Origin of the sequence: Paenibacillus sp. FSL H7-0737 (assembly GCF_000758545.1) — a bacterium.
Lineage (GTDB): Bacteria > Bacillota > Bacilli > Paenibacillales > Paenibacillaceae > Paenibacillus_AQ.
In genome coordinates this window covers 5,559,590-5,586,531 of sequence record NZ_CP009279.1, presented here as the reverse complement: position 1 = coordinate 5,586,531, position 26,942 = coordinate 5,559,590, and the positions used below count along the sequence as shown (strand labels likewise).

Genomic DNA, 26,942 nt, shown 5'->3' with positions numbered 1-26,942 from the left:
AAGAAGCTGATGGAGCGGCTTAGATAGCTGAACGGAGGCAAAGGTGGGTTATGGGCTGAGAGGGCGAGGCTCAGGCTAAGCGAATGCTTCCGAAGCGAGTTTTACTACGGAGTAAGAAACTTGAGCAACGCTTCGTAAAACTAAGTGGATGCTTTCGAAGCGAGTTTTACTACGAAGTAAGAAACTTGAGCAACGCTTCGTAAAACTTTAAGGGAGGTGAATGGCTGCTCCAGGCCCTCGTTAGGGAGCGCCGAAACGCCATGGCTGATAAAGCTACAATCGTCCTCTTTTCACATGTATCTAATACACGCAGTATTACCGGAGCGGAGAAGCTGTTGTTGTTTTTCGCTCAGGAGCTTTCTCCGTACTTTAATTGTATTATCGTTGCACCACAGGACGGCAAGCTGACTGCTCAGGCTCGAAGCTTTGGAATAAGTGTACAGTTGCTCTCGATTCCTCTTTTATATGGAATGTACACTCCTTATGCAGGGCTCGAGGCAGATGCTCGTAAATTCCAGGAAAGCAGGGAGTATCACGAGTTAACAGACTGGCTGACCTCACTGCGCCCGGCGTTTATTATTACAAGTACCTGTGTCCATGCTTTGCCAGCAATGGCTGCCAAGTCACTGGGCATTCCGGTGGTATGGAAAATATCAGAGACGATAACAGACAATGAATATACACCCATTAGTGTAGGGCTGATTCATCGGAATAGTGATGAGATTCTGGCTATTTCACAAACAGCAGCAGCTTGCTTTCCAGAGGAAGTAAGAGCGGAGAAAGTGATTCAGCTTCCCCCTTCTTGGAATGACAAAGAGATGATGATTGAGGCTTGGAGCAAGCTTCGGGGCGAACGACGGCGAGAGCTAAAGATTAAACCGCAGGAGCAGCTGGTCGGTTATATTTCTTCCTTTATTAATAAGGAAAAAGGATTGGAACATTTTGTGAAAATGGCTGTGCTTGTGTACGCGGTCCATCCTAGTGCGAAATTTGTTGTCATAGGTTCAGCTGGTGACAAAAGCTACTATGATCGGTGTGTCCGCAAGGTAAAGCTCGAGGGTCTGTATACCCGATTTAAATTTGTTGGTTATGCTGAATGCCTTCCATCTGCTTATTGCGCTATGGATGTGCTGGTTGTTCCCAGCCTGATCCGCGAAGGCTTTGGAATGACCGCTTTGGAAGGAATGGCTTTTGGAAAGCCTGTGGTCGCTTACGACTCCGGGGGCTTGCGGGAAATCCTGCACTCAGCAGGCTGCGGCGAAAATCTCGTGCCCGCGTCGGACATTTCCGCGCTGGCCGAAAGAGTCAACGTCATGCTGTCGCAGCCGGGACTGGCGATAACCATAGGCGCCCAAGCGCGGGAGCGAGTTGACGCCGTTTATGGTCCGGCGGCTTATCGGAGCCGCCTGCAGGGTCTTGCGGAGATGTGGAGCCTCCGCTATTGCAGCGCACCGCCGGTGCGCGAGGCTGACAGCGTGGTGGAACCACCCGCTGTCCTGCCTGAATTGCCCGCTGCGTCGCCGGCTTTGCCGCGAAGCAAGGGACTGCCGAGCCGCGTCGCCCGCAAGCGACGCGGCAAAGCCCGGGCGCGCCGGCGAAGCGGACGCCCGTTGGTTTTGCGCCGCGCAGCTCGCAAGCGGCGTAAGGGTTCTGCCCGGCGGCGGAGCACCGCCGGGGGCAAGCGCCGCCGAGCCCGCCGGGGTGGGCGGCGGCGCGCAGGGTAAGTGCCTCGCTTGCCGCGAAGGTGGCAAGCTGAGCGAATGGCGAGGCATTTTACGCTCTAGATTGCCTCCAATTTGGCCAACTGAGCAAAAAGAGGGGTATAAATCCCCCAGATTGTCGCGAATTCAGCTAAACGTGCAAAAAGAGGGGTATAAATCCCCCAGATTGTCGCGAATTCGGCTAAACGAGCGAAAAGAGGGGTATAAATGCCCCAGATTGTCGCGAACTCGGCTAAAAGAGCGAAAAGAGGGGTATAAATGCCCCAGATTGTCGCGAATTCGGCTAAAAGAGCCAAAAGAGCGGTATAAATCCCGCAGATTGTCCCAAATCCAGCCGGAACCGCCAAATGAGCGGTATAAATCCCGCAAATTGTCGCAAATCCAGCCGGAACCGCCAAATGAGCGGTATAAATCCCGCAGATTGTCGCGATTCGAGCCGGAACCGCCAAATGAGCGGTATAAATCCCGCAAATTGCTGCGATTCCAGCTGAAACCGCCAAATGAGCGGTATAAATCCCGCAAATTGCCGCGATTCGAGCCGGACCCGCCAAATGAGCGGTATAAATCCCGCAGATTGTCTCAATCTGCTATTCTACCAATCCTGCTAAAAGCCCAACCCGCGCTTCTAGCAGTCTCAATCCACCCGACTGAGTCAAGTCAGACCATCATCAAACAGGCAGGGGAGTGAACTCATGAAGATCATGACGATTTTAGGCACGAGGCCTGAAATCATCCGCCTCAGTGTTATCATTCCGCTTCTCGACGAACATGCTGAGCGGCATATCCTAGTGCATACCGGCCAGAACTTCACCGCCAGTCTCAGCGGCATTTTCTTTGCAGAGCTGGGACTGCGGGCGCCGGATTATGTGCTGCAGGATAAGCAAGCAGGACTCGGCGGCCAGCTTGCCGCCATGTTCGGAGGGCTAGAGAGCATTTTACAAAAAGAACAGCCAGACCGTGTCTTGCTTCTGGGGGATACGAATAGCGCGTTATGCGCGATTTTGGCCGAACGAATGGGTATTCCGGTGGTGCATATGGAGGCAGGCAACCGTTGCTATGACCTAAAAGTGCCCGAAGAGAAAAACCGCCGTGTCATAGATGCCGTTTCGACCATTAATATGCCATATACACAGCAGAGCAAAAGACATCTAATCAGCGAAGGCTTCCCAAGCAGACGTATTGTGTTAACAGGAAATCCGATTCATGAGGTCATGACTCATTATGAATCGAAAATCCAGGCTAGCAGCATTCTGGAGCAGCTGAATCTTATCTCAGGGCAGTATTTCCTTGTAACAGCACATCGTGCAGAGAATGTAGATGATCCAGAGTCCCTTGTACAAATTATGTCAGGTCTTAACGCAGTGGCTGAGCATTTTAGAATTCGTTTAATATGCAGCATTCATCCTCGCACTCGCTCCAAACTAACTGAGCAATTTTCTCTTCCAATGAACCCTCTCGTTGAATTTCATGAGCCCTTCGGATTTTTTGATTTTGTTTTTTTGGAACAGCACGCCTTGTGTGCCATCACCGATAGTGGGACCGTACAGGAGGAATGCTGCTTGATGAAAGTACCAACCGTTACGATTCGCAGAACAACGGAGCGTCCCGAAACGGTAGATTGCGGAAGTAACGTGGTGTCAGGTGTTGACCAGAAAAGTATTCTACGTAGCGTCAAGCTGATGGCGGCGCTCCGTCGGGATTGGGAGGCTCCGGAAGGTTACTTGACTCCGGATGTTTCGGTAAAGGTAGTTAAATTTTTGCTTGGAGGGAACCTGCATGTTCAATAATAAACGGATTGTGGTCACAGGCGGCACCGGTTCCTGGGGGCATGAGCTGATTAGGCAACTTCTGCCGCAAAATCCTAAGGAAATCATCGTATTCTCCCGCAGTGAGTCCGCTCAGGTGGCGATGAGCCGGGAGTTCGAGGATCAACGTCTCAGCTTTATCATTGGTGATATCCGCGACAAGGATGCGCTGATCGCCGCGTGCCGTGGCGTTGATTATATCTTCCATTTGGCGGCGCTCAAACATGTTCCGGTCTGTGAGGATCAGCCGTATGAAGCGCTCAAAACCAATGTTGTAGGCACTCAGAATGTAATCGAAGCAGCCATTGTGAATGGCGTTGAGAAAGCCATTTACATTTCTACGGATAAGGCTGCAAACCCGTCGAACTTCTATGGAATGACCAAAGCGATTGGGGAAAAATTGTTCGTCTATGCCAATCTAATTGGCTCAAACACCCGTTTTGTAACCGTACGTGGAGGTAATGTGCTCGGAACGAACGGCAGCGTAGTACATTTGTTCATGAAGCAGATCAAGGACAAGGGACAGGTACGTATTACCGATATGAAAATGACCCGCTTCTTTTTCACACTACGCGATGCGATTACGTTGTTGTTTAAAGCTTCTGAGGTTAGCTTAGGTGGAGAAATCTTTGTCATGACGATGCCTACTTGCCGGATTATCGACCTGGCTGAGGTGTTAATCGAGGCCTCTGGAGAGCCGAATGTAAGTATTATCGAGACCGGAATTCGTCCGGGGGAGAAAATACACGAGATTCTAATGAGCGATTTCGAAAGCTTAACAACCGTTGTCTACGATGAACAGTATCTAGTGATTCTCCCTACGCTGAACATGCCAGAGTTAAAGGCACATTATAGCGCTTATCCTCATGTCTCTTTTAATAGTTTCAGCTCCGAGACGAATCTAATGGATCAGGAAGAGATCAAAAGCATCTTGATTCGAGGAGGTTTCCTGCAATGAAGCTGCTTATCCTTGGTGGAAACGGTATGGCGGGGCATATGCTGGCGGATTATTTTCGCCGCCAGGGCAAGCATCACGTCTTCCATACAACCCGGGATAAGAGCGATCTTGGCGGGCTGTATGTAGATGCGAACGATATAGCCGGAGTAGAAAAGCTGGTCGATATCGTCTCCCCTCATTGCATCATTAATGCGATGGGGGTACTCAATCAATTCGCAGAACGTGACAAAATAGGGGCTTACCATGTGAATGGCTTTCTTCCTCACCACTTGTGGCGGATGGCGGAAGCTGTTCATGCAAGACTTATTCATATCAGTACCGACTGCGTGTTTGAAGGAACACGCGGGGGGTACACAGAAGAGGATGTTCCTGATGGAACCTCTGTCTATGCGATTTCGAAAAGTCTTGGCGAGGTGCGGCAACCTGGGCATCTTACGATCCGGACTTCGATTATTGGTCCGGAAATCCGCCCAGACGGCATTGGTTTGATGGATTGGTTTCTGGCACAGCGTGGTCAAGTGTCAGGATACCGCCGGGTAATGTGGAACGGAGTCACTACACTCCAATTAGCTAAGGCAATGGATACGCTGCTGGATTCCACGGTATCGGGGCTGATCCATTTAGCGCATCCGAAGCCGGTAAGTAAGTATGAGCTGCTTCAGCATATTCAGGCTGCTTTTCATAAAGAGGATGTGGAAATCATCCCTGAGGATGAACATGTTCAAGATCGAACATTAGTGAATACAAGAACGGATGTTAATTTGCCGTTGCCTTCGTACCCATTGATGCTGCAAGAACTGGCTGACTGGATGAAACAGTCAGAGATGTCCCCATGAAAGGTCAAAAACTACTGATTACCGGGGCTGCCGGATTCACCGGTCGACATGCCGTTCATTTGTTCTTGGCAGGAGGCGCTGAGGTTACTGCTGTGGTGCGTCCGCCATCCACAGCGGGTGCCCTGGCTTCCGCTTTATTTCCAGAAGGAGTGAAGGTTTATTACTGTGATTTAAGCAATCGGAAGGCCGTAGCTGAGATGATCAAGGAAACTACACCGGAGGCTGTCCTTCATTTGGCAGGAAACAACTCGGTGCCCGAGTCTTGGCGTAACCCTTTGCTCTTTATGGAGACGAATGTGATGGCAACGTTATATTTGTTAGAAGCTATGCGAAGTCTACCTACCAGTCGAATTCTTGTAGCAGGCTCGCGACTTAAATTCAAACCGGGTGTGGTGGCAGGACCCCCACACCCATATAGCCTCAGCAAAACAATAGAAGAGCTGGTGTCTCTGGCTTGGGGGACGCTGTTTAAACAGCCCGTTCTGCTGGCTGAGCCCTGCAACCTAATCGGTCCCGGTCCTTCTACTGGTTTCTGCTCTTTATTGGCACAGCATATTGTTCGTAGTGAAGTACATGCAGGCGAAGAAATCCCTCCCTTTAAACTATCATCTCGCTATGCATTACGTGATTTTTTGGATGTACGCGATGCTGTAAGAGCTTATGACTTTATATTGCGCGAAGGTACTAATGGAACCATTTATCAAATCGACTCAGGGACACAACGGCAACTTGGGGATATTGCGGAGCAACTGATAAGCCGCTCCAGTGCTTCAATTCCGATGGACTGGGGACCAGCACAAGCTGCTCTCTCTATTCCGGTTAACGGAGTGGCGGGGGATAAACTAATAACTTCAGATGCCTCTGCAACACCTGAAGACAATGTATCTTCACTGGGCTGGAAGCCGGGAATTGAGTTTAGTCAGTCCTTAACAGATATTTTGGACTATTGCCGCGTGAACTGGGAAGGACGGATGTTATGAGACCGAAAGTGTCGGTAGTGATTCCTTTTTATAACTGCCCTTATATAGAGCATGCCTTGCAAAGTGTGCTTTCACAGTCTTGGGAGCCATACGAGATCATCGTCGTCGATGACGGCTCGACTGTTCATACAGATTTGATTAGACCGTATTTTCCGCGAATTCATTATTTAGGGAAAAGTAACGGAGGGACTGCCTCCGCACTGAATCACGGCATCTTGCATGCAAGCGGAGACTATGTGGCCTGGCTCAGCTCAGATGACTTATTCTACCGAGACAAAATCAATAATCAGGTGCTGTTCATGGAGCAGAACAACCTTTTCATCTCTTATACCAACTTCAATTTTATTAACGCTCAATCTCAACTAGTTCAGATGAACGCATCGCTATTGTTTCCTAGTCACCTCGATTATTTACGTTGTTTTTTACAGGGGAACCCTATTAATGGCTGCACGGTGATGTTCAAACGAGAGGTATTTGGAGCGATTGGGCTTTTTGATGAATCACTTCCCTATACACATGACTATGATTTATGGTACCGCGCGATTCTGAACGGGTATGCACCTGTGATGCTGAATCAGTCACTCACCGCTTACCGTAATCATGAAGGGATGGGGACGCTTAAGTATTACGATGTCATTATGGCAGAGGCAGCTGCAACCAACGCTCGCTACAAGGGTCCGCTCCAACACTTGATCTCTTCGATGGGGGGGTAAGAAGGTTATGTACCGGGAAATTAAAGTGAATGACTTTCTACCAATCTTATTGGAGCAGTTGAAATTCTGTGAAAGTATACTGGATATCGGCAGTGGCACCGGTACCCTGCTTGAACGGTATGAAGCCGCAGTTGTCCTAGGACTAGAAATTCACAGACCTTACCTACTGCATCGTGAATATAAATCACCTCACATTATTCCAGTGCATGGTGATGCTAGTCATATGGATAAATTATTTCTTCCTAAGACGTTCTCGGCAGTCACTTTTATCGATTCCATAGAACACTTTGAAAGGAAGGAAGGACAGAGATTACTCGGGATGGCCGAGAGAATCGCCTATAATCGTGTAGTCGTGTTTACACCTCGGGGTTTTTTTCCGCAGGAGGGAACGGACCATTATCACTTGCAAGGAGAACATTATCAAAAGCATCGGAGCGGATGGGAGCCCGAGGACTTTATGGAGCTGGGATATGCTGTAACTGTACTTAAAGGCTTTCATCATGCTCAAAATCCATCGTTTCGTGAGGCGTATGGTGAAGGCCATGCTCCGGTAGATGCCTTATTGGCTTGCAAAACAGTATAAAGAGCGAGCTTCAGGTGAAGGAGGTGAGCGCATGAGTGAAGAACCTAAAGTGTCGGTGATCATTCCTTTTTATAACTGTCCATATGTGGATCTCGCCATCCAAAGCGTCTTGGAACAAAGTTATTCGAACATAGAGATCATTGTAATCGATGATGGATCTACTCTTTGGATGGAGAAGCTTGAGCCCTTCAAGGATAAGATTATTTATATACGAAAAAGCAATGGAGGAACCGCCTCCGCGCTAAACAAAGGTATAGGAGTGGCTACCGGAACTTATTTTGCCTGGCTAAGTGCTGACGATTTATTTCATCCGAATAAAATCAATCGCCAGATGCAAATGCTCAAGATCACAGATACTTTGTTTAATTATACAGCCTATTATTATGTAAACGAGCAGGGTGGGCGGATTTCAGAGACGATAAGTATGATTTTTGACAGCAGGACACAGTTTATTGAGACCATGATGTTAGGCTGTCCGGTGAATGGAAGTACGGTCCTTCTCCATATGGATATCTTCCGCACAGTAGGGAAATTTAATGAGAAATTGTTGTATACACAAGATTATGATCTATGGCTGCGTATTTTGCCGTATTATACATGGTCTTATATAGAGGAACCGCTGCTTGATTACCGAGTTCATAACGAAATGGGCTCAGTGATTCACAAAGAGGAGCAGAAAAAGGAGATTGAGCAGGTACAAGCAAGACATCGCCGGGTTCTATCACGCTTGTTGCAAAAGGAGAGAGGGAAATGAAATTAATATTTCCTGTTCTAACTCTAACTAGGGGCGGGGCGCAGCGTATGCTCACGGAGCTGGCTAATCGTCTGACAGAAATGGGTCATGAAGTGACGATCCTCTTACCCAGTGATGGTGTCGTAGAATACGAGATGAAATGTAAACTGATCTATGCACAAGAAGGAGAACTGGCAGCAAGCGATTTTCCTGCAGGAGATGTGATTATCTCCAACTTCTATACCACAGTCGAAGTATCACAGCGGGCAAGTGAAGAGGGGAAAGGCATTCATGTTCGATTGGCGCTTTGTTATGAGCCTACCTTTTTACCTGACAATAGCCGTTCTTTTTCATCGTATAATATTGCACCTAACCTACTGGTTCTATCACACTGGCAACAAGGAATTGTCCAGATGAACCATGGGATTAAAGGGAGAATCGTACCGATCGGGGTAGGTCCTGTTTTTAAAAATACGAAAATCCGTGATCGTAATAAAAGGCTGGTAATTTCCGCGATTATGCGCAAACCAGAGGGCGGATTCTCAGCTCACCGTGAGCAGGATTATTTACTTCAGCAATTAAACAAGGTTAAAGCCCACCATCCAGAGGTTGAAATATATTTAATTTCTCCTCCCGGAGAACAAGCGGAATCTGCAACGCTACAAGCCCTAGTGAACGACGAACGTTACCAAATAAGAACTCCAGCGAATGATACAGAACTTTGTTTCCACTATAGTGAGAGCGACATTTTTGTAAGTTCGAGTACGTATGATACAGGTTCGTTACCAGGGATTGAGGCTATGCGTTGTGGTGCAGCGCTCGTTACGGTTTACGCCGGTGGGAATAAGGAATATTGTACACATGGTCATAACTGTTTAATGTCCTACCGGTTTGAGAATCGGCTTGCAGATGACATTATAACCTTAATCAGAGACCCGTCTTTACGCCGTCGATTGGCTCGTAAGGGTGAAGAGGTTTCACAGGATTTCACTTGGGAAAAAAGTACTCGAATATTTCAAAATATGTTATTTGAGATTGTATCAAGAAATCCATCTTAGTATGTCCCAAAATTATAAAAGAACCTTCAAATCCATAAAAAAAGTGGTTTGAAGGTTCTTTTGCAGTTAGAAGATGGCAAAGGAGTTCATCATTTCACGAAAAGACTGCGCATATTTTTCCGTACCGTAACGTGAAACCATATAATTTCTTCCTTGCTGGCGGAGTGCATTTCGCATTGGCATATTGTTCATTAGCTCTAGCCCTTCATTGACGGCCGTTTGGATGTTGCCAAGAGGATAAAATTTACCTGAAATATTATGCACAATAAAAGATCTAACGCCGTCGGAATCCGTGCTAAGTACGGGACAAGTGCAGCAAATGGCTTCCGCAACGGCATATCCAAATCCCTCTGTAACCGAGGTGGATAACAGAAACCCACCAGAATTGGCTATCGAGGAATAATAAATCGGCATCACATGATTTGGAATATTGGTAAAGGTACTCAGACGGTCATTTAGACCTAAGGTTTGCAATTCTTCTTGGAAGAGCTGCTTTTGATCCTCTGTGGCTAGTTCAGGATCATGAAACATCCATAAATGAAGGTTTGGTTTGTGAAGGCGAATTTGATGGGCAATTCTCAAATATTCGCGCCAATTTTTGTTGCTTTCCAGACGCCCGACCCAAGCGATGACCGGATCAGCGGGAGGCTCAGCAGGGATGTGCTGGAAGGACTGAACATCAACAATGTTGGGAATGACATACCGATGTAGCCATGGACAGATTTCAATAAACAGCTCCAGTAAATGATCCGTTGGTGGGATTAAGACAGCATTACAGTAGGAGCGGAAATAAGGAATAGCGTCTTTAATTAGATCTTCCGCATGACTCCGTTTTCCAAGTCCTTGAGATTCGTATATCAAAATACCGCCATAACCGAGCTCACGCAGACGCTTAAGCAATAAATAATCGGATGTAACAATAATGGCATCATAGTTATGTGTCTCAAGTACTTCTTTAATCTCCTCATCTATAGAGGAAATGAAGACCGGAAAGTTAGCCTTATTCTGGCTTCCTGAACCAGGCATTAGATATAAAACATGACATTCGATCCCATTACGCTGGAGACTCTCGCACCGCAGTTTATTTAAAGTCTCCACCCCGCCACTCGGTATATAAAACGTGAATAAAACTTTCATGCACGTGCCTCCTGACTTTTGCGGAGCAATACCGACTCGTTGAAATACGGCTTACTGTTTATAAGATACGCCGATGTGCATTCGCAGGTGACGGTAAACAGACATAGTTCCAAATCCTTTCAGGATAGCTTGTTCTTCGGAAGGTCATGCTAACGACTGTTACGCTGCACACATACAACAATAGAGATGGAGGATGAATTCATGATGCGATCCAAGATCAGCATGTCAGTCTCAGCCGCATTACTTCTAGGCTTGGTGAGTATTACAGGGTGTGGGACGAACACGGCAGGAAAGACTAATGTGCAAACTAATAGTGTCCGGGGGGTAAATGACGGACGTATCGGTGTAAACTCCGTGCGCGGAGGAACAATGGGTACGCATAATATTACAAAAATGGAGGTCAGTCAGGAGCTTGCTGATCGTATTGCTGCTATGCCTGAAGTTCGCACTGCGAACGTAATGCTGGCAGGTAAAAATGCGTATGTCGCTGTAACGTTACATGATACAACTACTGGTCTTCGAGCCAAAGGTACTACATCTTATCGAGCCAAATCGTCTACAGTTCCTCACAATTATGGACCGACTGGAGTAATGTCGGGTACAGGAAGAGTGAAAATAGGACGCGATGGAATGAATGATACAGGGGCCGTAACGAATGGAACGAACGGAACCTTAAGAGGCACTGTGAATACAGTTCCTGGTACAACAAGCACTGGACCTGCAACACTTGGCATGGGTACTCACAGAAATGGAACAACCGGAATGGGAAGTTTGGGAACAGGTACTGGAACGACTGGGACAAGAACCCATACTTATAATAATGGACCTCTGCTGAATAGCAACGGTTCGAAACGTGATGTCAATATGGGGATGGGTATTGGTAACGGAATGGGCCTGGGAACCAGAAATGCAACCGGAACCGGGACAGGAATGACAGATGGTTTAGGGACTGGAATGGGTATTCGCAGTACCACTCCAAACTACACCAATAGTACGCATGGTACGAATTACAGAAGTAATTCGACTCACATGAACAGTACTCATTCGACTCACATGAACAATACAAATAACACTATGAATATGAAAGAAACAGATACAGTAACTAAAGAAATTAAAGCGAAAATCGCTGCTGAAGTTAAAAAACATGATGCAACGATTAAGGATGTATATGTATCAGCAAACCCAGACTTTGTTGAGCGTGTTAACGTTTATGCAGAAGAGGCCCGTGCGGGTCATCCAATCAAGGGTTTTGTGGATGAATTCCGAACGATGGTTGAACGAATTTTCCCAACACGTAATTATTAATCAATAGTTCGATTTTATAAACCAAAAAAAAGCAACAGTCCTCACCTTTGTGGCGAGAATTGTTGCTTTTTTATTATATAACCACCTTATTAAATGGTAATTGGGCGACCGCCAATCCATACGCCTTGCAAATTCAATTCAGCGTCAAGACGCAGGATATCACCACGTTTTCCGGCTTCCAAGGTACCGATGGAACGCTCCATTCCAATGGATATCGCCGGAGTAAGGCTTGCAGCACGTGAGGCTTCTTCTAAGGTGAGCCCTACTTCTTGTACGAGATAACGGAAGCCACGAATCATGGTAAGTGTACTACCCGCCAAAGCGGCAGGGTTATCTTTAAGTGTGGCGATGCCATCTTGAACCAGCACAGGTAAATCACCGATTGTATATTCGCCATCACTAAGACCAGTTGCAGACATGGCATCTGTAATTAATAACAAATTGTTATCTTTTTTTAGATTAGCCACTAGAGAAATCGCTGCAGGATGAACATGTATGCCATCGGCGATGATCTCCGCACGTATGCGTTTATCGAATAGTACAGCACCAGCAGTTCCAGGCTTGCGGTGATGTAGCGGTGTCATTGCATTAAACATATGCACGGCTTGATTTAACCCGGCATCTGCCGCGGCAATAACCTCTTCAAAGGAAGCATCGGTGTGACCGAGAGCAGCGGTAATACCATGCTTACGTAGCCAGAGGATAGCTTCTAGTGCACCTTCGCGTTCCGGAGCCAATGTGACTTGCCGGATCATGCCCGGATAAGCATTCTCCCATTGTTCCAGCCACTCAATATTGGCAAGAACAATATGCTCAGGATTCTGAGCGCCGGACCATTTCGGGCTGATGAACGGTCCTTCCAAATGCATGCCCGCGATTTGTGTGTATGGCATCTCAGTGGCGCGATATGCGTTTATTTCAGCAAATACTTGGTCAATGGCTGGCTTAGAGGCAGTCATAGTCGTAGCCAGCATGGTAGTTGTGCCTTGGGAGCTGTGAAATTTAGTGATGGTATTTAAAGATTCAGCATCACTATACATAAAGTCGTGGCCAGCTCCACCATGTACATGCACATCTACAAATCCAGGGATGAGCAGGTCTTCCGAAGCTTGACCATCAGCTGGCCAGTGCGCGTAAGCCTCTGGAAGCCATGCTGCCTCGCCGGCATAATGAATTTGCTCACCTGATACGGCAATCACGCCATGCTCAATTAATCCTTGGGGAGTCAGAACCTTACCAAACAGTAATTTTCCTGGTTCTTTATTTATTTCAGCCATTTTCCTGCTCCTTCATCTACAAGGACGATTACATTCGGATGGCTCTGCAGTAAAGATGCAGGGCATTGGGTAGTAATCGGACCTTCAACGGCATTCCGGATGGCTTCAGCTTTGCCAGCACCGCGTACTAACAATAGAATCTGGCGAGCTTTGAGAATGCCTCCGATGCCCATGGTTATTGCTTGCCGAGGTACATCGTCCAAAGAGTCGAAGAATCTGGCATTTGCTTCCCGTGTGTCTTCAAGCAAATCAACGACATGGGTTTTGCTGCTCAGATTGGTATCTGGTTCATTGAAACCGATATGACCGTTGCTTCCAATCCCGAGGATCTGCAAGTCAACCGGTCCGTTTTCTTCCAGCATTTTGTCATATGCGAGACACTCCGCTTCCATATCTGCTGCATTGCCGTTAGGGATATGTGTCTGTCCTGGGTCAATATCAATATGATTGAATAATTGCTCGTTCATGAAACTGCGATAGCTCTGCGGGTGATCAACAGGCAATCCGATATACTCATCAAGATTGAAGGAAGTGGCTTTCGAGAAGCTTACAAGTCCTTTTTGGTGCATTTCAACTAATTTGGCATAAACACCAACTGGGGAACTTCCGGTCGCTAGACCGAGCACCGCTTTTGGATTGCTTTGAAGCAGGCTGGCGATAAGATTCGCACCCGTTTGTACAAAATCTTCATCACTATTGAACTTAAGAATATTCATTAAGATTGACCTCCTCGTTTGTTTCGGTAATGTTGGACATTCAAATAAGATTGCTCCAGTCTAGGAATAAAATCCCCAAAACGGGTGCTGACCATTCCAGTAAACAAAATATCAATGATGTGTAGCTGGGCAATACGTGAAGCCATATCTCCTCGGCGCATTCCTTTTTCCAGAGAAGAGGAGAAGAGTGGAATATCAGCCAGAGTTGCCAAGGTGCTGCTGCCGTAAGAGGTTAGAGCGATGGTGCTTGCTCCGCTGGCTTTGGCACAAGTTAAAGCATCAATGGTCTCTGGGGTTTCTCCGGAATACGATACTGCGAATACGACATCGCCTTCAGATAGCGAAGAGGCAGATGTAATCTGCATATGGGAATCAGCGAAAGCGGTGCAATTCACGCCAATGCGGATCAGCTTCTGATAGAAATCTTGTGCGACAATGGAGGAAGTCGCCATCCCGTAAAGATCCACTCGCCGTGCTTGGCACAATAAATTAACGGCTGCTTGTAATCGTTCCAGATCTAGGAGTGAAGTAGTATCCCGGATGGATGTCAGGTGGTTCGTTTGCATCGCTTCCACAATTACGGAAAGCGGGTTACCTGCAACGATATCCTGATAAGAAGAACCGCCATCCTGAGGCGCTGCATCGCTATGAGCAATTTCAGCCGCCAGCTTTACTTTGAAATCTGGGAAGCCTTTAAAATGTAGAACCTTACAAAAACGTGTGATAGTAGCAGGACTAATACCGCATTGCTCCGCGAGTTCTGTGATGCCCATATGAACGATTTCACCTGGTGATGACAGGATCCGTTCCGCCAGCTTGCGCTCCATTTGAGACAGCTTGGACTTTTCATGCTCAAGTGCATATAAAATTGGGGACATCAATCCACCTCGACTTCTAATGTAGCTTTTTAAAATTATTTTTAAAATTACTTCTTGAAATAAGAAAATTATTTTCATACTCAGAATAAAACAAAATCTATCCGGATGCAAGGGGTAAAAATGAATACAATAAGGATAATATGCGAGAATTATTAGTCTCTCTTCTATTTAAATAAAAACGGCCCACTCACAGAAGACAGCGAGGTGGACCGTTTTTGAACAATACCTGAAACGTGCTATACCGTAGAACGTTCAATAATGCGATACTCAAGCTTACGGTGTACAGGATGACTATCATTATTTTGGATCTGATCATAGATGATCCGAAAAGCTGTAACGCCCATTTCGGGTAACTGGTTATCTATAGTGGTTAGACCTAAAAGTCGTCCGATCGGCTGGTCGTCAAATCCGATGACGGCCAGATCCTCAGGAATACGGATACCGTTCTTCCACGCTTCGATGATTAGACCGGCTGCCACATGATCGCCTGAAATAATTAGGGCATTAGGCCGGTTCTTCATTTTCAGCAGTTGGTGCAGTACACGTCCACCGTCCTCTTCATTCATACAGTTATACATCATCCATTCTTCCTGAAAAGGCTGGCCTGTAGCGGCTAGAAAGTCACTAAAGGCAATTTGCCGGATAGAACTACTGCTGCCATGTTGTCTGCCTTCACAGTAACCTATCTGTTCATACCCCTTATCATGCAAGTACTGCAGGCCGGAGCGAAAAGCGGAATAATGTTCGATATACACAGAAGAGAAGCGGCGTTCACCTCTATCTTGGCAGATGACTATCGGGCCATATGCTGTATATTCATCAATGACTTCTGAGCTCATTCTCGTAGATACAATTACCACGCCGTCAATTTCTTTGTTGCGCAGCATCTCCAGTACCTTGAGTTCTTCTTCATGGCGGTAATCGGTCTGGCACAGAATCAAGCGGTATTGCGCTAGCAACGCTTCTTGGGCTAAGCCTTCAATAATTACAGAAAAATAAAAAATGTTGATATTAGGGATAATAACGGCAATGGCGTGGGTACGGCCGGTAATTAGATGCACGGCATTCATATTACGCGTGTAGTTTAACTTTTCAATCGTATTTAAAACAGCGGTTCGTTTGGTTTCACTTACATAAGGATGATTATTGAGTACTCGCGAGACCGTTGTCACGGAAACACCAGCCATACGGGCGATTTCTTTTATATTAGCCATTCGAGAACAACAGCCTCCCTTTGGTGTTTGAGTGTAGTGTCTAGTCTTTTTATTCTATCATATCGTCCGTAAATTACTTTGCAAATAAAAAGCTTGCTATGGAATCCATTTCATAAATTAGACTGTAGTTGCAAGGGATTACCGGACTAAACCGGCGTAACCTAACGGGCGTGACGGACCGGTACATCTAGTTTCATTTTTAATGTAAAGATCCTAGCATCGGCTTCATTTAAAATCTACAAAAAACGGTTGTCATCGTTAAAAGATGACAACCGTTTTTTTCTTTGTAGCTATACAGTTTGTGACGCTTTTGGTGCTCTATTGCGTAGCATCTCCCACACAATAAACGCAAGGACAAGCATCTGAGGCACTAAAGTTTCCCAAGTTGGATACATCCCGAGCCAGCTAATAGAAGGTAATCCATCCTGTACATGTGCGGGTAGTTTCCCTGCGACTTGAAGGGAGTGAATGCTCTCTCCAAGAAAGCGAAATACTAAATAGTAAATAAGAAGTGTAGCTGTACGGAAGAAGGCGGCAATCGGCAATTTCGCACTTAAGGCAATAATTGCGTAACCTACAATCGCTAGAATGACTAGAGCACTACCGATCCCTAGCAGCAATTGAGACACTTTAATGGAAGGGGCCATCCCTACATAAAAAATGGTGGTTTCTGCTCCTTCACGTAAAATCGCAAGCGCTGCTACGGAGGATAAAGACCAGAGATTGCCCTTGGCTAATGCTCCATCCACTTGCCGTCCAACATAGTTGTTCCAATTTGCGGTATTTGATTTACTATGCAGCCAGCGTCCAATGGTAAGCATCATAATGACGGCTACAAGACCTGTGATGCCTTCAATCATCTCGCGTGCTCCACCAGATGCCGCGCGGGAAATGGTATAGGTGAGTAGAACGGCTAATCCGATACTCGCTACAAGTCCTACAGCTGCGCCAGACCAAATCCATTTCTGTGCTTTTGTGTTCCCATCACGTTTCAGGTAGGCAAGAAGGGCAGACAATACGAGAATCGCCTCCAGTCCTTCACGCAGAAGAATTAGCGCAGCATCCCAAGCATTATAGGTTGTCTCACCAGCCAAAGGAGTCAGCTCAGTGACCATATTATCCATGATCTTTAAGGCTTGATCTAGCTTAGGTGGATTAGAGAGCAGATAGCCAGTGACTGCTGCACTTTCGTTCTCAATATTGGTGTATACCGCTGGAGATGCGATCTGTACTTGTCCTTCAGCAGAGGGCCAATCTACGATGAATTGCTCCATGATATTAGCTGCTTCTGCGCTGTTGCCTGCTTTGGCGGTGGAAGAAGCTTTGTTGAGATGGCTGATCAGTCCTTCAATAGATGCTGGTTTACCGGAAGTATCCCCAGCATCTATTGCTTTGCCTTCACTGTAATCAGCAAGCAGCTGATATAAGGCTTCTGCTTCTGATTTCGCCGACTCCTCGCGGAGCGGTTCTGCCTGCAGCGCGATGCGCAACAGGCTGATCTTCGTCTCCAGCAAGCTGTAGACGGCGGAATTGTCGGCCCGGATGTTGCGCTCTGCCGGCTTCCATCCGCTGACGATGTCGCGGTACGCTGCCGCTGCCGCGCTCCAGTCGGCGCTGCGCACCGCATCCCGCGTGCGCTCCGCCGCGGGCAACAGCTTCGCCGCCGTCTCGCGACCGGCGGATCCAGTGTCACCGCCGTCCGTGCCGGAGGCGGCGGTGACATACGCGTCCACGCTTCTTGCGAGCGTGGACAGTGCCGTTTTGGCGGGCGCACCATCGCCCGCCGCAAGGGCCGCCGCCGCGTCTGCAAGCGCGGCGTCAACGGCGGCAGCCGGACCGGCAAGTGCCGGGTCCGGCGTGTTCGCGTTCGCGGTGCGCCACAGCGCAGCGAACGCTTCTACATCGGCGGCGGCCGCGTCCCAGCGGCTCTGGCCGGCTTCGACGAGCGCGCTGCCGACTGGCGGCAGCAGCTCGTCGACCGAGCCATCACCCTTCGCCCCCGCCGGGTTAGATAGCATCAGTATACATATGATGCTAAACAGAATCATTACGGCTGCCTTCGATAGCAGCCGTTTATTAAGAGAGTACATCGGGATAATCCCCTTTCAATAATGGACAGGAACATTCGATTGGAAAATTAGAGCTGGCTTAGCCTAAAAGTGCTTCCCCGATGTAGCCGCCTTGGCGAATACCTGGGAAGCAGGCAAATACCGCACTGCCTGTATGCGTCATATATTCGTTTAGCCGATCACTTTTCGAGAGGCGCTGCTGGATCGCAACAAATTGCTTCATTAAATCCCGTTGAAAGCTGATGAATAATAATCCTGCATCGAGTTGACCTGTTGCGATATCTAATCCGCTGGAAATGGAGTAGGAGCGGCGCAGCATTTTGACGGTGCCGTCACCATGCGCTAAGGCAGAATGTGAATCCGGCGGAATGACGGGCTTCCCGGAAGCATCAGCCGCTTTCAGATTCAGATCATCGAATTCATCCTTTGCACCGATAGGTGCTCCGTTATGACGATAACGGCCGAAGGTGGCTTCTTGATCGCTCAGAGAGGAACGGTCCCAGACCTCAATTCGGAAACGTACACGGCGAACTGCCATATAAGTGCCGCCGCTCATCCATGAAGGACCGTCACTGCTGCTGTTCCAGACCACTTCGTTCATTTCTGCTTCGTTCGTAGTATTTGGATTTCCTGTGCCGTCTTTAAAACCTAGAAGATTACGCGGCGTCGCTCCCTTAGGATCTGCTGTTCCTGTGCGCTGGAAGCCCTCCTGTGTCCAGCGGAGTACGGCTGTGCCACGGGCGATACGTGCCAGATTTCGGATGGCATGGAAGGCCACCTGCAGATCATCAGCACATGCTTGGACACAAATATCTCCACCACACCACTTAGGATCCAGTTTGTCTCCCGTAAATGCTGGAAGGTCGGCTAATAGGGTTGGACGCTTGGAAGATAAACCGAATCTGTTGTCAAAAAAAGAAGGGCCGACACCAAAGGTAAGCGTACAGCGTGAAGGGTTTAAACCATCCACTTCACCTGTATCGGAAGGTGGGAGATTAGGGTTGTCATTGACGTTGCCAATGAGGCTGCCAGTAGTAAGAGAAGCTGCGGCAGTTGTCCATGCTTGCATTAGCTTTTTTACATCGGATAGCTTCGTTGTGGTCAGATCAAAGGCTGCGAAGTAAATAAAATTTTGCGCAGGGGTTAGAATGCCGGCCTGATGACTCCCATAAAAAGGAATGGAATCAGCATCGGAGGCTGCTGTTGGCTCAGCTACGGCATTACGCGCAGCCATAATTCCACCAACACCTCCACCACCTAATAATAGACCAAGGCTAGTGGCGCCAGTAAGCCGCAGCATATCGCGGCGGCTTAGTTTTTTATCTAATATAAGATTGCTCTTGGTTTCTCCATTGAGAGGGGCACCCTCTGCATTCACTGGTACACCGGTAGATCTATTTTGCTTATTCATGATGATCACACTCCTAGAATAGTTCCCATGTTGGACAATGGCTCAGCCAAGGCATCCAAATTCTGACTCAACTTACGCACATCTTCTTCCTTCAGCTCTTCATAGGAAACATATCCATCTCCCGATTTGAAAGGAGCAAGCTCAGCTTGCAAGGCTGCAAACCGTTCACCAATCGTTTTTTCCAGCTCAGCATCTTTTTTCGCCAGTTCTGGCTTTAACAGCTCGTATATCTTTTGGGCACCTTCAACATTAGCGACGAAATCGTACAGATCTGTGTGGGAGTAACGTTCTTCCTCACCTGTTACTTTAGAAGAAGAAACCTCATTAAGCAGTTCTACAGCACCAGTAACGAGCAGATTGGCATCGATCTCTACGGTCTCTACTTTCGCACGTAGAAGCTGGGCATCTTTCAATAATTGGTCAGCAACTTCGGTCATATCTTTGGTAGTGTTATCCTGCCAAAGTGCCTTTTCAAGCTTATGGAAGCCGCGCCATTCAGCAGCATCTACGTCATTCTCACGGGCATCAATATTCGGATCCAAATCACCAAGCGCTTCTGCAATCGGCTCAATTCGCTCGTAATACATGCGGGCTGGTGCATAAAGTGCCTTTGCATCCTCAATCTTTGCTTCTTTAACTGCATTCGTGAAATTTTCCGTTTGCTTTACAAATTCATCACATTGCTCGATGACATATGTACGATATTGTTCAACCGCTGATGTAAAGTCGGCAGTAGTTGCTGTAGTAGTATCAGATGTATTTGTTGCCTTGGTACTGTTAGCAGCATTTGCAGAGTTATTATTGCTAGTATTGCTATTACTGTTATTGTTATTGTTGTTACTGGCACACCCGGTAAATAGTATGGAGGCTGCAAGTAGACCTGCAGGCACGGCATATGTGAATTTCATTGAATGAAACACCCCTTTTTTTATATGTGAATGATAATCGTTATCATTTATGCTGGACTTATCATAAGTCCGTATACATTTACTGTCAATATAAAATTGTGATGTATTTCATAGTTATATTTTGCAAGATAAAAAAACTCCCGGGACTGGGAGTTGAGTTTGTAGAAATATATCTAATTTTGGGGTCCGAAACTCTACTTAAAATGCGAAAAATTTACTGATAACGTCATCTGGGACCGTAACCCTCTTAAGGAGATGATGAATACACTGTTGAAGCGGGCAGTCAACGACCAACAACACAAAACAGCGATTCTCCAATAATGGATGAATCGCTGCTATGTGCTGCATACAGTTTTTATAATTAACCGAGCTGTCTCATTTATAGGAAAAAGCTACTTATTCGACAGCCTCATTCTGTGTCGTCTTTATTTTATTGTTCATTATGGGATTCATGTTCCGTAGTGGGATGATTTTTGAATACTTCTGCGGCTTCCTCAGCAGAAAATTCCGGTTCGAATTTACCAACTAGTGGCAATTTGTTTAATTTCGTAGTTTGTACCTCTGCCTTAGTAGGTTGATTATTTTTCGAGTTGCTCATACTTACACCTCCTTTTAATAAGAAACAACAAGTTGTAGTTTGCCCTGTAAGGAGATGATTCTATCCAAGAGATTTCAAGTTTTGCGGGTGAATGTCCTCACTAAAGCGGTGTAATAAGCTTCGGATGGTTAAGCCCATTTTGTAGTTATGACAGCACCATTAACTTCATCAATACATAATATGTTTTGACTGTATCCCTTTACCTTGTTATACCAAACAAACCCAGGGCAAGGAGGGGTGACACCATTGAAGGGGAACGAACACCACAGCAAATTTCTGTTGACTCATCGTGAGCGCGAAGTTTTCGAGCTTCTCGTGCAGGACAAAACGACTCGTGATATCGCTGGTTTATTATTTATCAGCGAAAAAACAGTTCGGAACCACATCTCCAATGTAATGCAAAAACTAAACGTTAAAGGCCGTTCACAAGCGGTTGTCGAGCTGATCAAGCTTGGGGAGCTGAAAATATAGCTGGCCATGTCTTCGGAAGTGACGCGTTTAAGCCTTCTCCACCTCTAGGGGTGAGGGAAGGTTTTTTGTAGTGTCCGGAATATTAGATTTGACTACATTTTATGGATTGACGGATATTGGGAATGGTTGTAAAATCATCTTAAAGTTAAAACCTTTAAACTTTTGAAATCATTTTGATACTTTCGATAAAGGTGAAACTGATATTCAATGTTCGATTCTCAGTCAGGACGTAGTTGTGGTGAGAAGAGTTAGTCCTTTTTTATTTCCCTAAAAGTTATAACGTTTAAACTATTGAACTTGGAGGCATAGAAGCTTAGATGAACATTCATGATGTAGCCAAAAAGTCGGGGCTCTCTGTAGTGACCGTATCCAGAGTTATTAACAATTCACCTTCTGTACGTGAAGGCAATAGGCGGAAAGTGCTGAGTGCTATGGAGGAATTAAATTATCAGCCCAATTCAGCGGCGCGGAGTCTCGTGCGTGGCAAGACGGGAGTCATCGGTATGTCGATTACCAACTTTAACGACTCTTTCTATGACCGCGTGATTCGCGTGGTGAACCGGAAGCTGGCAGAACAAGGTTACTTCTTGGCCCTGTCGATAGCCGAGAATGAGGATGAAGGCGTTAACTTCCTGTTTCAGAAGGACCGCGTTGACGGGATTATCCTGTTATCTCCGCTTGAGGAAAAAGAATATGTGGAGGAGCTGAAAAGAAAAAATATTCCGTTTGTCTTGCTGGATAACCAGCTCCAGCATGAGGATGTTCCCAGTGTCGTCGTCGATAACTATCAAGGGGGGTATGAAGCTACCAAGCACTTGATTGGTCTTGGACACACCCAGATCGCCTATATCGGTGGCCCTTCGGTGTTCCTGAGTGTAGCAGAGCGCAAGCGGGGTTATGTACAGGCGCTGGATGAAGCGGGACTATCGCCTTTCGGCACGGAATATTGCGGATTTACGGTAAGTAGCGGTTATGAGGTGGCCAAGAGATGGATCCGTGAAGATAAGCTGCCGACAGCCATTTTTTCAGGAGACGATTTTATTGCTTTAGGTGTTGTTCAAGCCCTGCGTGAGGAGGGGATTCTGGTACCTCAGGATATCTCAGTGGTTGGCTTTGATGATCAGCAGTTCGTAGGTGAATTTTATCCCCGATTGACGACAGTCAGACAGCCTGAGGCGCAAATGGGCAGCATTGGTGTTGATTTGCTGATGAAATTAATCAATGGGGAGGTGATGCCAGCTGTTGTAACGAAGCTCGCTCCTCAGCTTCTCGTGCGTGAATCCACCGCATCTGTAAGGTTAACCTAAATATTAGGAGTGAAACGAACTGTGAAGTACTTTTTGGGAGTCGATGCAGGGGGCAGCAAAACTTATGCAATGATTGCAAATGAACAGGGAACGGTCATTGGTGTAGGCAAGGGAGGGAACGGGAATCATCAAAACAATCGTGAACAGGCAGAGAACAGTTTGCACCAGGCTGTATCGGGAGCGATTATAGCGTCGGGGCTGACAAAGGATCAGATGGAGTATTCCTGGTTCGGTCTGGCTGGAGCGGACAGAGAATCCGATTTTCGAATTTTACGACCAATCATCAGCAGACTTGGCCTTCCCCGAACTGAGATTTCCTGCGATACCTGGATTGCCTTGCGATCAGGTACAGAGAGTAATTATGGGATCGTGCTGATCTGCGGCTCGGGAGTGAACTGCGCCGGTAAAAATCCGCGAGGCGTTACATACCAATGTGGTGGATTTGGCTATCGGTTCGGTGATTACGGCGGCGGCTATGATCTAAGTATTGAGGTATTCCGTAGCGTTCTTCGGGCGGATGATGGAAGAGAGAAAGAGACTGTCTTAAGCGAACGCTTAATTCATTTGCTGGGCTATTCCAGTGTTTCGGAGTTAAGGGAGGATTACCTGGATCATTCCAGAGACTTGCCTCCTCAGATTGCTGAGCTGCTGTTTCAAGCGGCAGATGAAGGAGACCAGGTTGCCACCCTACTGCTAACCAAGCAAGGGGATGAGCTGGGTTTGGCAGCGGTATCGACAATCCGCCATTTGGCTATGGAGGAGGATTCCTTTGACATCGTACTTGCAGGCAGCCTATTGACCAAGGGGGATCGCTCAGGCATCATCCGGCGGGCCATTGAACAGAGAGTGAAGCATTCAGCTCCAAATGGCACTTTAAGGATTCTAACCCGGGAACCGGTTGTAGGCGCGGTCGTTTTGGCAATGGAAAGCAGCGGTGTGTGTGTGAATCAGGAGGTTCTTGATCGTCTATCACTGGGTAAGGAGGGGCTATTATTATGAAGGAGACTCTGAAGCTCGTTGTCATCGGAGCGGGTTCATCGTATACGCCTGAGCTTATTGAAGGCATCATCATGCACCATAAAAAGCTTCCCGTCCGCGAAGTATGGCTGGTGGATATTGAGGCGGGAAAGGAGAAGCTGCATACGATTGCGGAATTAAGCAAGCGTATGATTGCTGAGTCCGGACTACCGATTACCGTGACCCAGACGCTTGAGCGCAGGGAGGCCATCGCCGGAGCAGACTTTATCTGCACTCAAATCCGGGTAGGTATGCTGGAAGCGCGGAAATGGGACGAATTAATTCCGCTTCAATACGATGTCATCGGTCAGGAGACGACGGGTCCCGGAGGGATGATGAAAGGCCTGCGGACCATTCCGGTTATTCTGGATATTTGCAAGGACATCGAGGAGCTAGCTCCGGATGCCTGGTTGCTGAATTTTACGAATCCGGCCGGTATGGTAACTGAAGCTGTTCACAAATATTCATCGGTAAAAAGCGTAGGCCTGTGCAACTCGCCGATCGGTTTTCAAAAGTGGCTCTCTGAGTTCTTCGGACTTCCTATGGAGAAGATCTACGCGGAGTTTGTCGGCATCAACCATCTGCACTGGGTATCCGATATCGTAATTGACGGTAAAAGCAAGCTACAGGAGCTCATTGATTACCCCCAGAACTACAAGGCGAGTAATGTGCCGTTTGATTCCTGGGACCACCGGTTTCTGAATGCTTTGAAAGCCATCCCTTCTTATTACCTGAGCTATTACTACATGACGGACGCGATGCTTGCGGAACAGAAGGAAGCAGCAGCAACGACCGGATCGCGCGCTGAGGTAGTGAAGAAGGTGGAGGAAGAGCTGTTTGAGCTGTACCGGAACGTAGAGCTAAATGAGAAGCCAAAGCAGCTGGAGCAGCGTGGTGGAGCCTATTACTCGGAGGCGGCAGTGCTGCTGATGCGCTCCATTTATAATGATTCCCGCGATATCCAGACGTTGAATGTAAGGAATAACGGAATGATTGACTTCTTGCCGGACGATGCCTCCATTGAGGTGAACTGTTTGGTAACCAAACAAGGTCCGCTGCCGATTCCGCTGCGCAAAATTCCGCAGCCCGTCAAAGGCCTGCTGGCCGCGGTCAAGCAATACGAGAGCCTCACCATCGAGGCAGCTGTGCACGGAGACCGGGATATGGCCCTGCAGGCTATGGTTCATCATCCGCTCGTGCCTTCGGTCACCGTAGCTGAACAGCTGCTGGATGAAATGCTGGAGAAGAACAAAGCGTTTTTGCCGTTGTTTCACTAGAATCGTCCAGAGGAGGAAAAACGGATGAACACGGCCGAGAAACCAAGTAGATGGAAGAAATTCACCAGTCAATTGGATTTACAGTCCATGGTTTGGCCGGGAATTATCTTTGTATTCATTTTTAGCTACATTCCGATGTATGGCGTGGTTATGGCGTTCCAGCAATACGATATTTTTGGCGGCATTATGAAGAGCCCCTGGGTTGGATTTATGCATTTCAGAATGTTCTTCGAGGCACCGGAGTTCTGGAATGTGATGCGAAATACCATTGTGATTAGTTTGCTTAAATTGATTATCTCTTTTCCAGCACCGATTCTTCTTGCACTAATGCTGAATGAGATCGGTAATATGGGCTTTAAACGCGTTATCCAGACCGTCAGCTATTTACCGTATTTCCTGTCCTGGGTTATTGTATCCGGTTTTGTATTTTCGCTGTTATCTGTTGACAACGGAACGGTAAACTATGTGCTGGAGCGATTCAATCTGGTAGGAGAGCCAGTTAACTTCCTGGCATTACCCAAATACTTCTGGTCTATTCTAGTAAGTGTAAATGTGTGGAAGGAGGTCGGATTTGGGAGCATTGTCTATCTGGCCGCAATTGCAGGCATTGATCCGACTTTATATGAAGCCGCTTCCATAGACGGAGCAAGCCGATTTAAGCAAATTCACTTGATTACACTCCCCAGCATTACCCCCATTATCATCATCTTTATGATTCTTGCCATCGGCAGTCTGCTTAGTGCGGGCTTCGAGGACATTTTGCTGCTGGCAACCAATCCAATCCTGCGACCCTACTCCGATGTTATCGACACCTATGTGTACCGTGTGGGGATATTAAATGCCAGATTCTCTTATGCGACAGCGGTAGGGCTTTTCAAAGCGGTAATCAGTGTCATTCTGCTGGTAATGGCCAACAAAATCGCGCGCCGGGCAGATGTTAGTCTCTGGTAGGTACTACTACTCATAGCGAATGCTTCCGATGTAAGTTTTATTGGGATGTATCGATTGTAAGTAATGCTCCATAAACCTTTTAGGAGAGGTGAACAATGAGACTAAGCCTAGGCGACAAAATCATGCAGCGGACTATTTATATCCTTTTGACGCTGCTGGCGCTACTTATGCTGTACCCATTTTGGAACGCGCTGGTCATTTCCTTTAATCTAGGGAGCGATACGGCGCTCGGCGGTGTAACCTTGTTGCCGAGAGCATTTACCCTGGAAAATTATTATATTGTGTTTCAGGATCATCGCCTGCTGAATTCTTTTCTGATCACCATTCTTAGAACGCTCGGCGGCACGGCATTGTCCGTCTTCTTCACGGCCCTGTTAGCTTACGGAATGTCCAAGAAAACATTGCTTTTTCGAAAACAATATATGGTGTTCTTCATGATTACGATGTTCTTCAGTGGAGGGCTCATCCCTAGTTATTTACTAGTTCGCTCTTTGGGTATGCTGGACACCTTTTGGGTTCTGATTATCCCCGGCATCATCAGCGTCTGGAACATGATTGTCATCCGCACCTTCTTCAACGCTTTGCCGGAGGGGTTGGAGGAATCAGCCAAAATCGACGGTTGCAGTAACTACGGCATTTTCTTCCGGATCGTTATTCCCGTCTCCGGCCCTGTGCTGGCCACGATTGCTTTATTTACTGCGGTCGGTTACTGGAACGACTGGTTTACGGGAGCGATCTATATTACGAAAGACGAACTGCTTCCTATACAGACCCTGCTGCGGCAGGTTATGAACTCCAACATTATGACCCAAATTGGTTCATCGAATGCCATCGCGCTGGATCATATGAACCGAAATCGGACGATTACTACGAAGTCACTGACCATGGCTACGATGATGATCGCTACTATTCCGATTATCCTGACGTACCCTTTTCTCCAAAAGTACTTTGTTAAGGGCGTAATGATCGGTTCATTGAAAGAATAGCAGTCTCCATATTATGTAGAAAGAAGGGAAAAG

26 protein-coding genes are annotated in these 26,942 nt (G+C 47.1%); 16 read left to right on the top strand and 10 right to left on the bottom strand.

The features are described 5' to 3' along the window. The first annotated feature begins 260 nt into the window (after positions 1 to 260). Complete coding sequence (locus H70737_RS24425; protein ID WP_052404406.1) at positions 261 to 1,724, top strand: glycosyltransferase family 4 protein; 1,464 nt, start codon at positions 261 to 263, stop codon at positions 1,722 to 1,724. A 56-nt stretch (positions 1,725 to 1,780) separates the two neighbouring features. Here the strand turns inward: H70737_RS24425 and H70737_RS24420 are convergent, their stop codons facing one another. Next, positions 1,781 to 2,272, bottom strand: a complete 492-nt coding sequence (locus tag H70737_RS24420; protein ID WP_042191483.1) for a hypothetical protein — start codon at positions 2,270 to 2,272, stop codon at positions 1,781 to 1,783. Between the two features lie 141 nt (positions 2,273 to 2,413). Here H70737_RS24420 and wecB point away from each other — a divergent pair, with 141 nt between their 5' ends. From wecB to H70737_RS24380, 8 genes are read left to right on the top strand one after another with little or no spacing between them, the layout of a single operon-like run. Next, on the top strand, positions 2,414 to 3,508 hold the full coding sequence (gene wecB / locus H70737_RS24415; protein ID WP_042191481.1) for a non-hydrolyzing UDP-N-acetylglucosamine 2-epimerase: 1,095 nt from the start codon (positions 2,414 to 2,416) through the stop codon (positions 3,506 to 3,508). Then, complete coding sequence (locus tag H70737_RS24410; protein ID WP_042191479.1) at positions 3,498 to 4,484, top strand: polysaccharide biosynthesis protein; 987 nt, start codon at positions 3,498 to 3,500, stop codon at positions 4,482 to 4,484. The genes wecB and H70737_RS24410 overlap by 11 nt, the downstream gene beginning before the upstream one ends. Then, positions 4,481 to 5,320, top strand: coding sequence for a dTDP-4-dehydrorhamnose reductase family protein (locus H70737_RS24405; protein ID WP_042191477.1), 840 nt, complete (start codon positions 4,481 to 4,483; stop codon positions 5,318 to 5,320). The genes H70737_RS24410 and H70737_RS24405 overlap by 4 nt, the downstream gene beginning before the upstream one ends. After that, complete coding sequence (locus H70737_RS24400) at positions 5,317 to 6,300, top strand: SDR family oxidoreductase (protein WP_042191474.1); 984 nt, start codon at positions 5,317 to 5,319, stop codon at positions 6,298 to 6,300. Before H70737_RS24405 ends, H70737_RS24400 begins: the two co-directional genes overlap by 4 nt. After that, positions 6,297 to 7,013 (top strand): glycosyltransferase, encoded by a 717-nt coding sequence (locus H70737_RS24395; protein WP_042191472.1) that lies wholly within the window; start codon positions 6,297 to 6,299, stop codon positions 7,011 to 7,013. Before H70737_RS24400 ends, H70737_RS24395 begins: the two co-directional genes overlap by 4 nt. 7 nt (positions 7,014 to 7,020) lie before the next feature. Next, positions 7,021 to 7,596, top strand: coding sequence for a class I SAM-dependent methyltransferase (locus tag H70737_RS24390; RefSeq protein WP_042191470.1), 576 nt, complete (start codon positions 7,021 to 7,023; stop codon positions 7,594 to 7,596). Positions 7,597 to 7,627: 31 nt separating this feature from the next. Then, positions 7,628 to 8,350, top strand: coding sequence for a glycosyltransferase (locus H70737_RS24385; RefSeq protein ID WP_042191468.1), 723 nt, complete (start codon positions 7,628 to 7,630; stop codon positions 8,348 to 8,350). Further along, the gene (locus H70737_RS24380; protein WP_042191466.1) at positions 8,347 to 9,387 is read left to right on the top strand and encodes a glycosyltransferase family 4 protein; all 1,041 of its coding nucleotides are present in this window, start codon (positions 8,347 to 8,349) and stop codon (positions 9,385 to 9,387) included. Before H70737_RS24385 ends, H70737_RS24380 begins: the two co-directional genes overlap by 4 nt. A 66-nt stretch (positions 9,388 to 9,453) precedes the next feature. Here H70737_RS24380 and H70737_RS24375 read toward each other — a convergent pair whose 3' ends face one another. Beyond that, complete coding sequence (locus H70737_RS24375) at positions 9,454 to 10,524, bottom strand: glycosyltransferase family 4 protein (protein WP_042191464.1); 1,071 nt, start codon at positions 10,522 to 10,524, stop codon at positions 9,454 to 9,456. 201 nt (positions 10,525 to 10,725) lie between these two features. On the opposite strand from H70737_RS24375, the gene H70737_RS29975 reads away from it, so the two are divergent. Further along, a complete protein-coding gene (locus H70737_RS29975; protein WP_052404405.1) occupies positions 10,726 to 11,829 on the top strand; it encodes a YhcN/YlaJ family sporulation lipoprotein in 1,104 nt (367 codons plus the stop codon). Positions 11,830 to 11,918: 89 nt separating this feature from the next. Here the strand turns inward: H70737_RS29975 and nagA are convergent, their stop codons facing one another. The 8 genes from nagA to H70737_RS31120 all read right to left on the bottom strand — a co-directional run bounded on the left by nagA (position 11,919) and on the right by H70737_RS31120 (position 20,900). Next, a complete protein-coding gene (gene nagA, locus H70737_RS24365) occupies positions 11,919 to 13,106 on the bottom strand; it encodes an N-acetylglucosamine-6-phosphate deacetylase (protein ID WP_042191463.1) in 1,188 nt (395 codons plus the stop codon). After that, positions 13,094 to 13,822 (bottom strand): glucosamine-6-phosphate deaminase, encoded by a 729-nt coding sequence (gene nagB / locus H70737_RS24360; RefSeq protein ID WP_042191461.1) that lies wholly within the window; start codon positions 13,820 to 13,822, stop codon positions 13,094 to 13,096. The genes nagA and nagB overlap by 13 nt, the downstream gene beginning before the upstream one ends. Continuing rightward, entirely contained in the window at positions 13,822 to 14,700 is an 879-nt protein-coding gene (locus H70737_RS24355; RefSeq protein ID WP_042191459.1) for a MurR/RpiR family transcriptional regulator, read from the bottom strand. The genes nagB and H70737_RS24355 overlap by 1 nt, the downstream gene beginning before the upstream one ends. 236 nt (positions 14,701 to 14,936) lie before the next feature. After that, positions 14,937 to 15,914 carry a LacI family DNA-binding transcriptional regulator gene (locus H70737_RS24350; RefSeq protein ID WP_042191457.1) on the bottom strand — a complete coding sequence of 326 codons (978 nt, stop codon included), beginning with the start codon at positions 15,912 to 15,914 and terminating at the stop codon, positions 14,937 to 14,939. A 290-nt stretch (positions 15,915 to 16,204) separates the two neighbouring features. Beyond that, the gene (locus tag H70737_RS24345) at positions 16,205 to 18,004 is read right to left on the bottom strand and encodes an FTR1 family iron permease (RefSeq protein WP_081951200.1); all 1,800 of its coding nucleotides are present in this window, start codon (positions 18,002 to 18,004) and stop codon (positions 16,205 to 16,207) included. Positions 18,005 to 18,062: 58 nt separating this feature from the next. Then, positions 18,063 to 19,394 (bottom strand): iron uptake transporter deferrochelatase/peroxidase subunit, encoded by a 1,332-nt coding sequence (gene efeB / locus H70737_RS24340; RefSeq protein ID WP_081951199.1) that lies wholly within the window; start codon positions 19,392 to 19,394, stop codon positions 18,063 to 18,065. 5 nt (positions 19,395 to 19,399) lie between these two features. Next, a complete protein-coding gene (gene efeO, locus H70737_RS24335) occupies positions 19,400 to 20,302 on the bottom strand; it encodes an iron uptake system protein EfeO (protein ID WP_042191452.1) in 903 nt (300 codons plus the stop codon). Positions 20,303 to 20,732: 430 nt separating this feature from the next. Continuing rightward, positions 20,733 to 20,900: a hypothetical protein gene (locus H70737_RS31120; RefSeq protein WP_179085837.1), complete on the bottom strand. Its 168-nt coding sequence runs from the start codon at positions 20,898 to 20,900 to the stop codon at positions 20,733 to 20,735. Positions 20,901 to 21,146: 246 nt separating this feature from the next. Here H70737_RS31120 and H70737_RS24330 point away from each other — a divergent pair, with 246 nt between their 5' ends. From H70737_RS24330 to H70737_RS24305, 6 genes are all read left to right on the top strand, one after another. Next, entirely contained in the window at positions 21,147 to 21,371 is a 225-nt protein-coding gene (locus H70737_RS24330) for a helix-turn-helix domain-containing protein (RefSeq protein ID WP_019908812.1), read from the top strand. Positions 21,372 to 21,688: 317 nt separating this feature from the next. Further along, the gene (locus H70737_RS24325) at positions 21,689 to 22,678 is read left to right on the top strand and encodes a LacI family DNA-binding transcriptional regulator (protein ID WP_042191450.1); all 990 of its coding nucleotides are present in this window, start codon (positions 21,689 to 21,691) and stop codon (positions 22,676 to 22,678) included. 21 nt (positions 22,679 to 22,699) lie between these two features. After that, entirely contained in the window at positions 22,700 to 23,677 is a 978-nt protein-coding gene (locus tag H70737_RS24320) for an N-acetylglucosamine kinase (RefSeq protein WP_042191448.1), read from the top strand. Further along, a complete protein-coding gene (locus H70737_RS24315; RefSeq protein ID WP_042191446.1) occupies positions 23,674 to 24,972 on the top strand; it encodes a 6-phospho-beta-glucosidase in 1,299 nt (432 codons plus the stop codon). Before H70737_RS24320 ends, H70737_RS24315 begins: the two co-directional genes overlap by 4 nt. Before the next feature lie 24 nt (positions 24,973 to 24,996). Further along, complete coding sequence (locus tag H70737_RS24310; protein ID WP_042191444.1) at positions 24,997 to 25,923, top strand: ABC transporter permease; 927 nt, start codon at positions 24,997 to 24,999, stop codon at positions 25,921 to 25,923. Positions 25,924 to 26,018: 95 nt separating this feature from the next. Beyond that, complete coding sequence (locus H70737_RS24305; RefSeq protein WP_042191442.1) at positions 26,019 to 26,909, top strand: carbohydrate ABC transporter permease; 891 nt, start codon at positions 26,019 to 26,021, stop codon at positions 26,907 to 26,909. The last annotated feature ends 33 nt before the right edge of the window (positions 26,910 to 26,942 follow it).

What these genes read in the sequence shown, in the direction of transcription:
- H70737_RS24425 (WP_052404406.1), top strand. Translation starts at nt 261, where the DNA reads ATGGCTGATAAAGCTACAATCGTCCTCTTTTCACATGTATCTAATACA.
- wecB (WP_042191481.1), top strand. Translation starts at nt 2,414, where the DNA reads ATGAAGATCATGACGATTTTAGGCACGAGGCCTGAAATCATCCGCCTC.
- H70737_RS24410 (WP_042191479.1), top strand. Translation starts at nt 3,498, where the DNA reads ATGTTCAATAATAAACGGATTGTGGTCACAGGCGGCACCGGTTCCTGG.
- H70737_RS24405 (WP_042191477.1), top strand. Translation starts at nt 4,481, where the DNA reads ATGAAGCTGCTTATCCTTGGTGGAAACGGTATGGCGGGGCATATGCTG.
- H70737_RS24400 (WP_042191474.1), top strand. Translation starts at nt 5,317, where the DNA reads ATGAAAGGTCAAAAACTACTGATTACCGGGGCTGCCGGATTCACCGGT.
- H70737_RS24395 (WP_042191472.1), top strand. Translation starts at nt 6,297, where the DNA reads ATGAGACCGAAAGTGTCGGTAGTGATTCCTTTTTATAACTGCCCTTAT.
- H70737_RS24390 (WP_042191470.1), top strand. Translation starts at nt 7,021, where the DNA reads ATGTACCGGGAAATTAAAGTGAATGACTTTCTACCAATCTTATTGGAG.
- H70737_RS24385 (WP_042191468.1), top strand. Translation starts at nt 7,628, where the DNA reads ATGAGTGAAGAACCTAAAGTGTCGGTGATCATTCCTTTTTATAACTGT.
- H70737_RS24380 (WP_042191466.1), top strand. Translation starts at nt 8,347, where the DNA reads ATGAAATTAATATTTCCTGTTCTAACTCTAACTAGGGGCGGGGCGCAG.
- H70737_RS24375 (WP_042191464.1), bottom strand. Translation starts at nt 10,524, where the DNA reads ATGAAAGTTTTATTCACGTTTTATATACCGAGTGGCGGGGTGGAGACT.
- H70737_RS29975 (WP_052404405.1), top strand. Translation starts at nt 10,726, where the DNA reads ATGATGCGATCCAAGATCAGCATGTCAGTCTCAGCCGCATTACTTCTA.
- nagA (WP_042191463.1), bottom strand. Translation starts at nt 13,106, where the DNA reads ATGGCTGAAATAAATAAAGAACCAGGAAAATTACTGTTTGGTAAGGTT.
- nagB (WP_042191461.1), bottom strand. Translation starts at nt 13,822, where the DNA reads ATGAATATTCTTAAGTTCAATAGTGATGAAGATTTTGTACAAACGGGT.
- H70737_RS24355 (WP_042191459.1), bottom strand. Translation starts at nt 14,700, where the DNA reads ATGTCCCCAATTTTATATGCACTTGAGCATGAAAAGTCCAAGCTGTCT.
- H70737_RS24350 (WP_042191457.1), bottom strand. Translation starts at nt 15,914, where the DNA reads ATGGCTAATATAAAAGAAATCGCCCGTATGGCTGGTGTTTCCGTGACA.
- H70737_RS24345 (WP_081951200.1), bottom strand. Translation starts at nt 18,004, where the DNA reads ATGTACTCTCTTAATAAACGGCTGCTATCGAAGGCAGCCGTAATGATT.
- efeB (WP_081951199.1), bottom strand. Translation starts at nt 19,394, where the DNA reads ATGAATAAGCAAAATAGATCTACCGGTGTACCAGTGAATGCAGAGGGT.
- efeO (WP_042191452.1), bottom strand. Translation starts at nt 20,302, where the DNA reads ATGAAATTCACATATGCCGTGCCTGCAGGTCTACTTGCAGCCTCCATA.
- H70737_RS31120 (WP_179085837.1), bottom strand. Translation starts at nt 20,900, where the DNA reads ATGAGCAACTCGAAAAATAATCAACCTACTAAGGCAGAGGTACAAACT.
- H70737_RS24325 (WP_042191450.1), top strand. Translation starts at nt 21,689, where the DNA reads ATGAACATTCATGATGTAGCCAAAAAGTCGGGGCTCTCTGTAGTGACC.
- H70737_RS24315 (WP_042191446.1), top strand. Translation starts at nt 23,674, where the DNA reads ATGAAGGAGACTCTGAAGCTCGTTGTCATCGGAGCGGGTTCATCGTAT.
- H70737_RS24310 (WP_042191444.1), top strand. Translation starts at nt 24,997, where the DNA reads ATGAACACGGCCGAGAAACCAAGTAGATGGAAGAAATTCACCAGTCAA.
- H70737_RS24305 (WP_042191442.1), top strand. Translation starts at nt 26,019, where the DNA reads ATGAGACTAAGCCTAGGCGACAAAATCATGCAGCGGACTATTTATATC.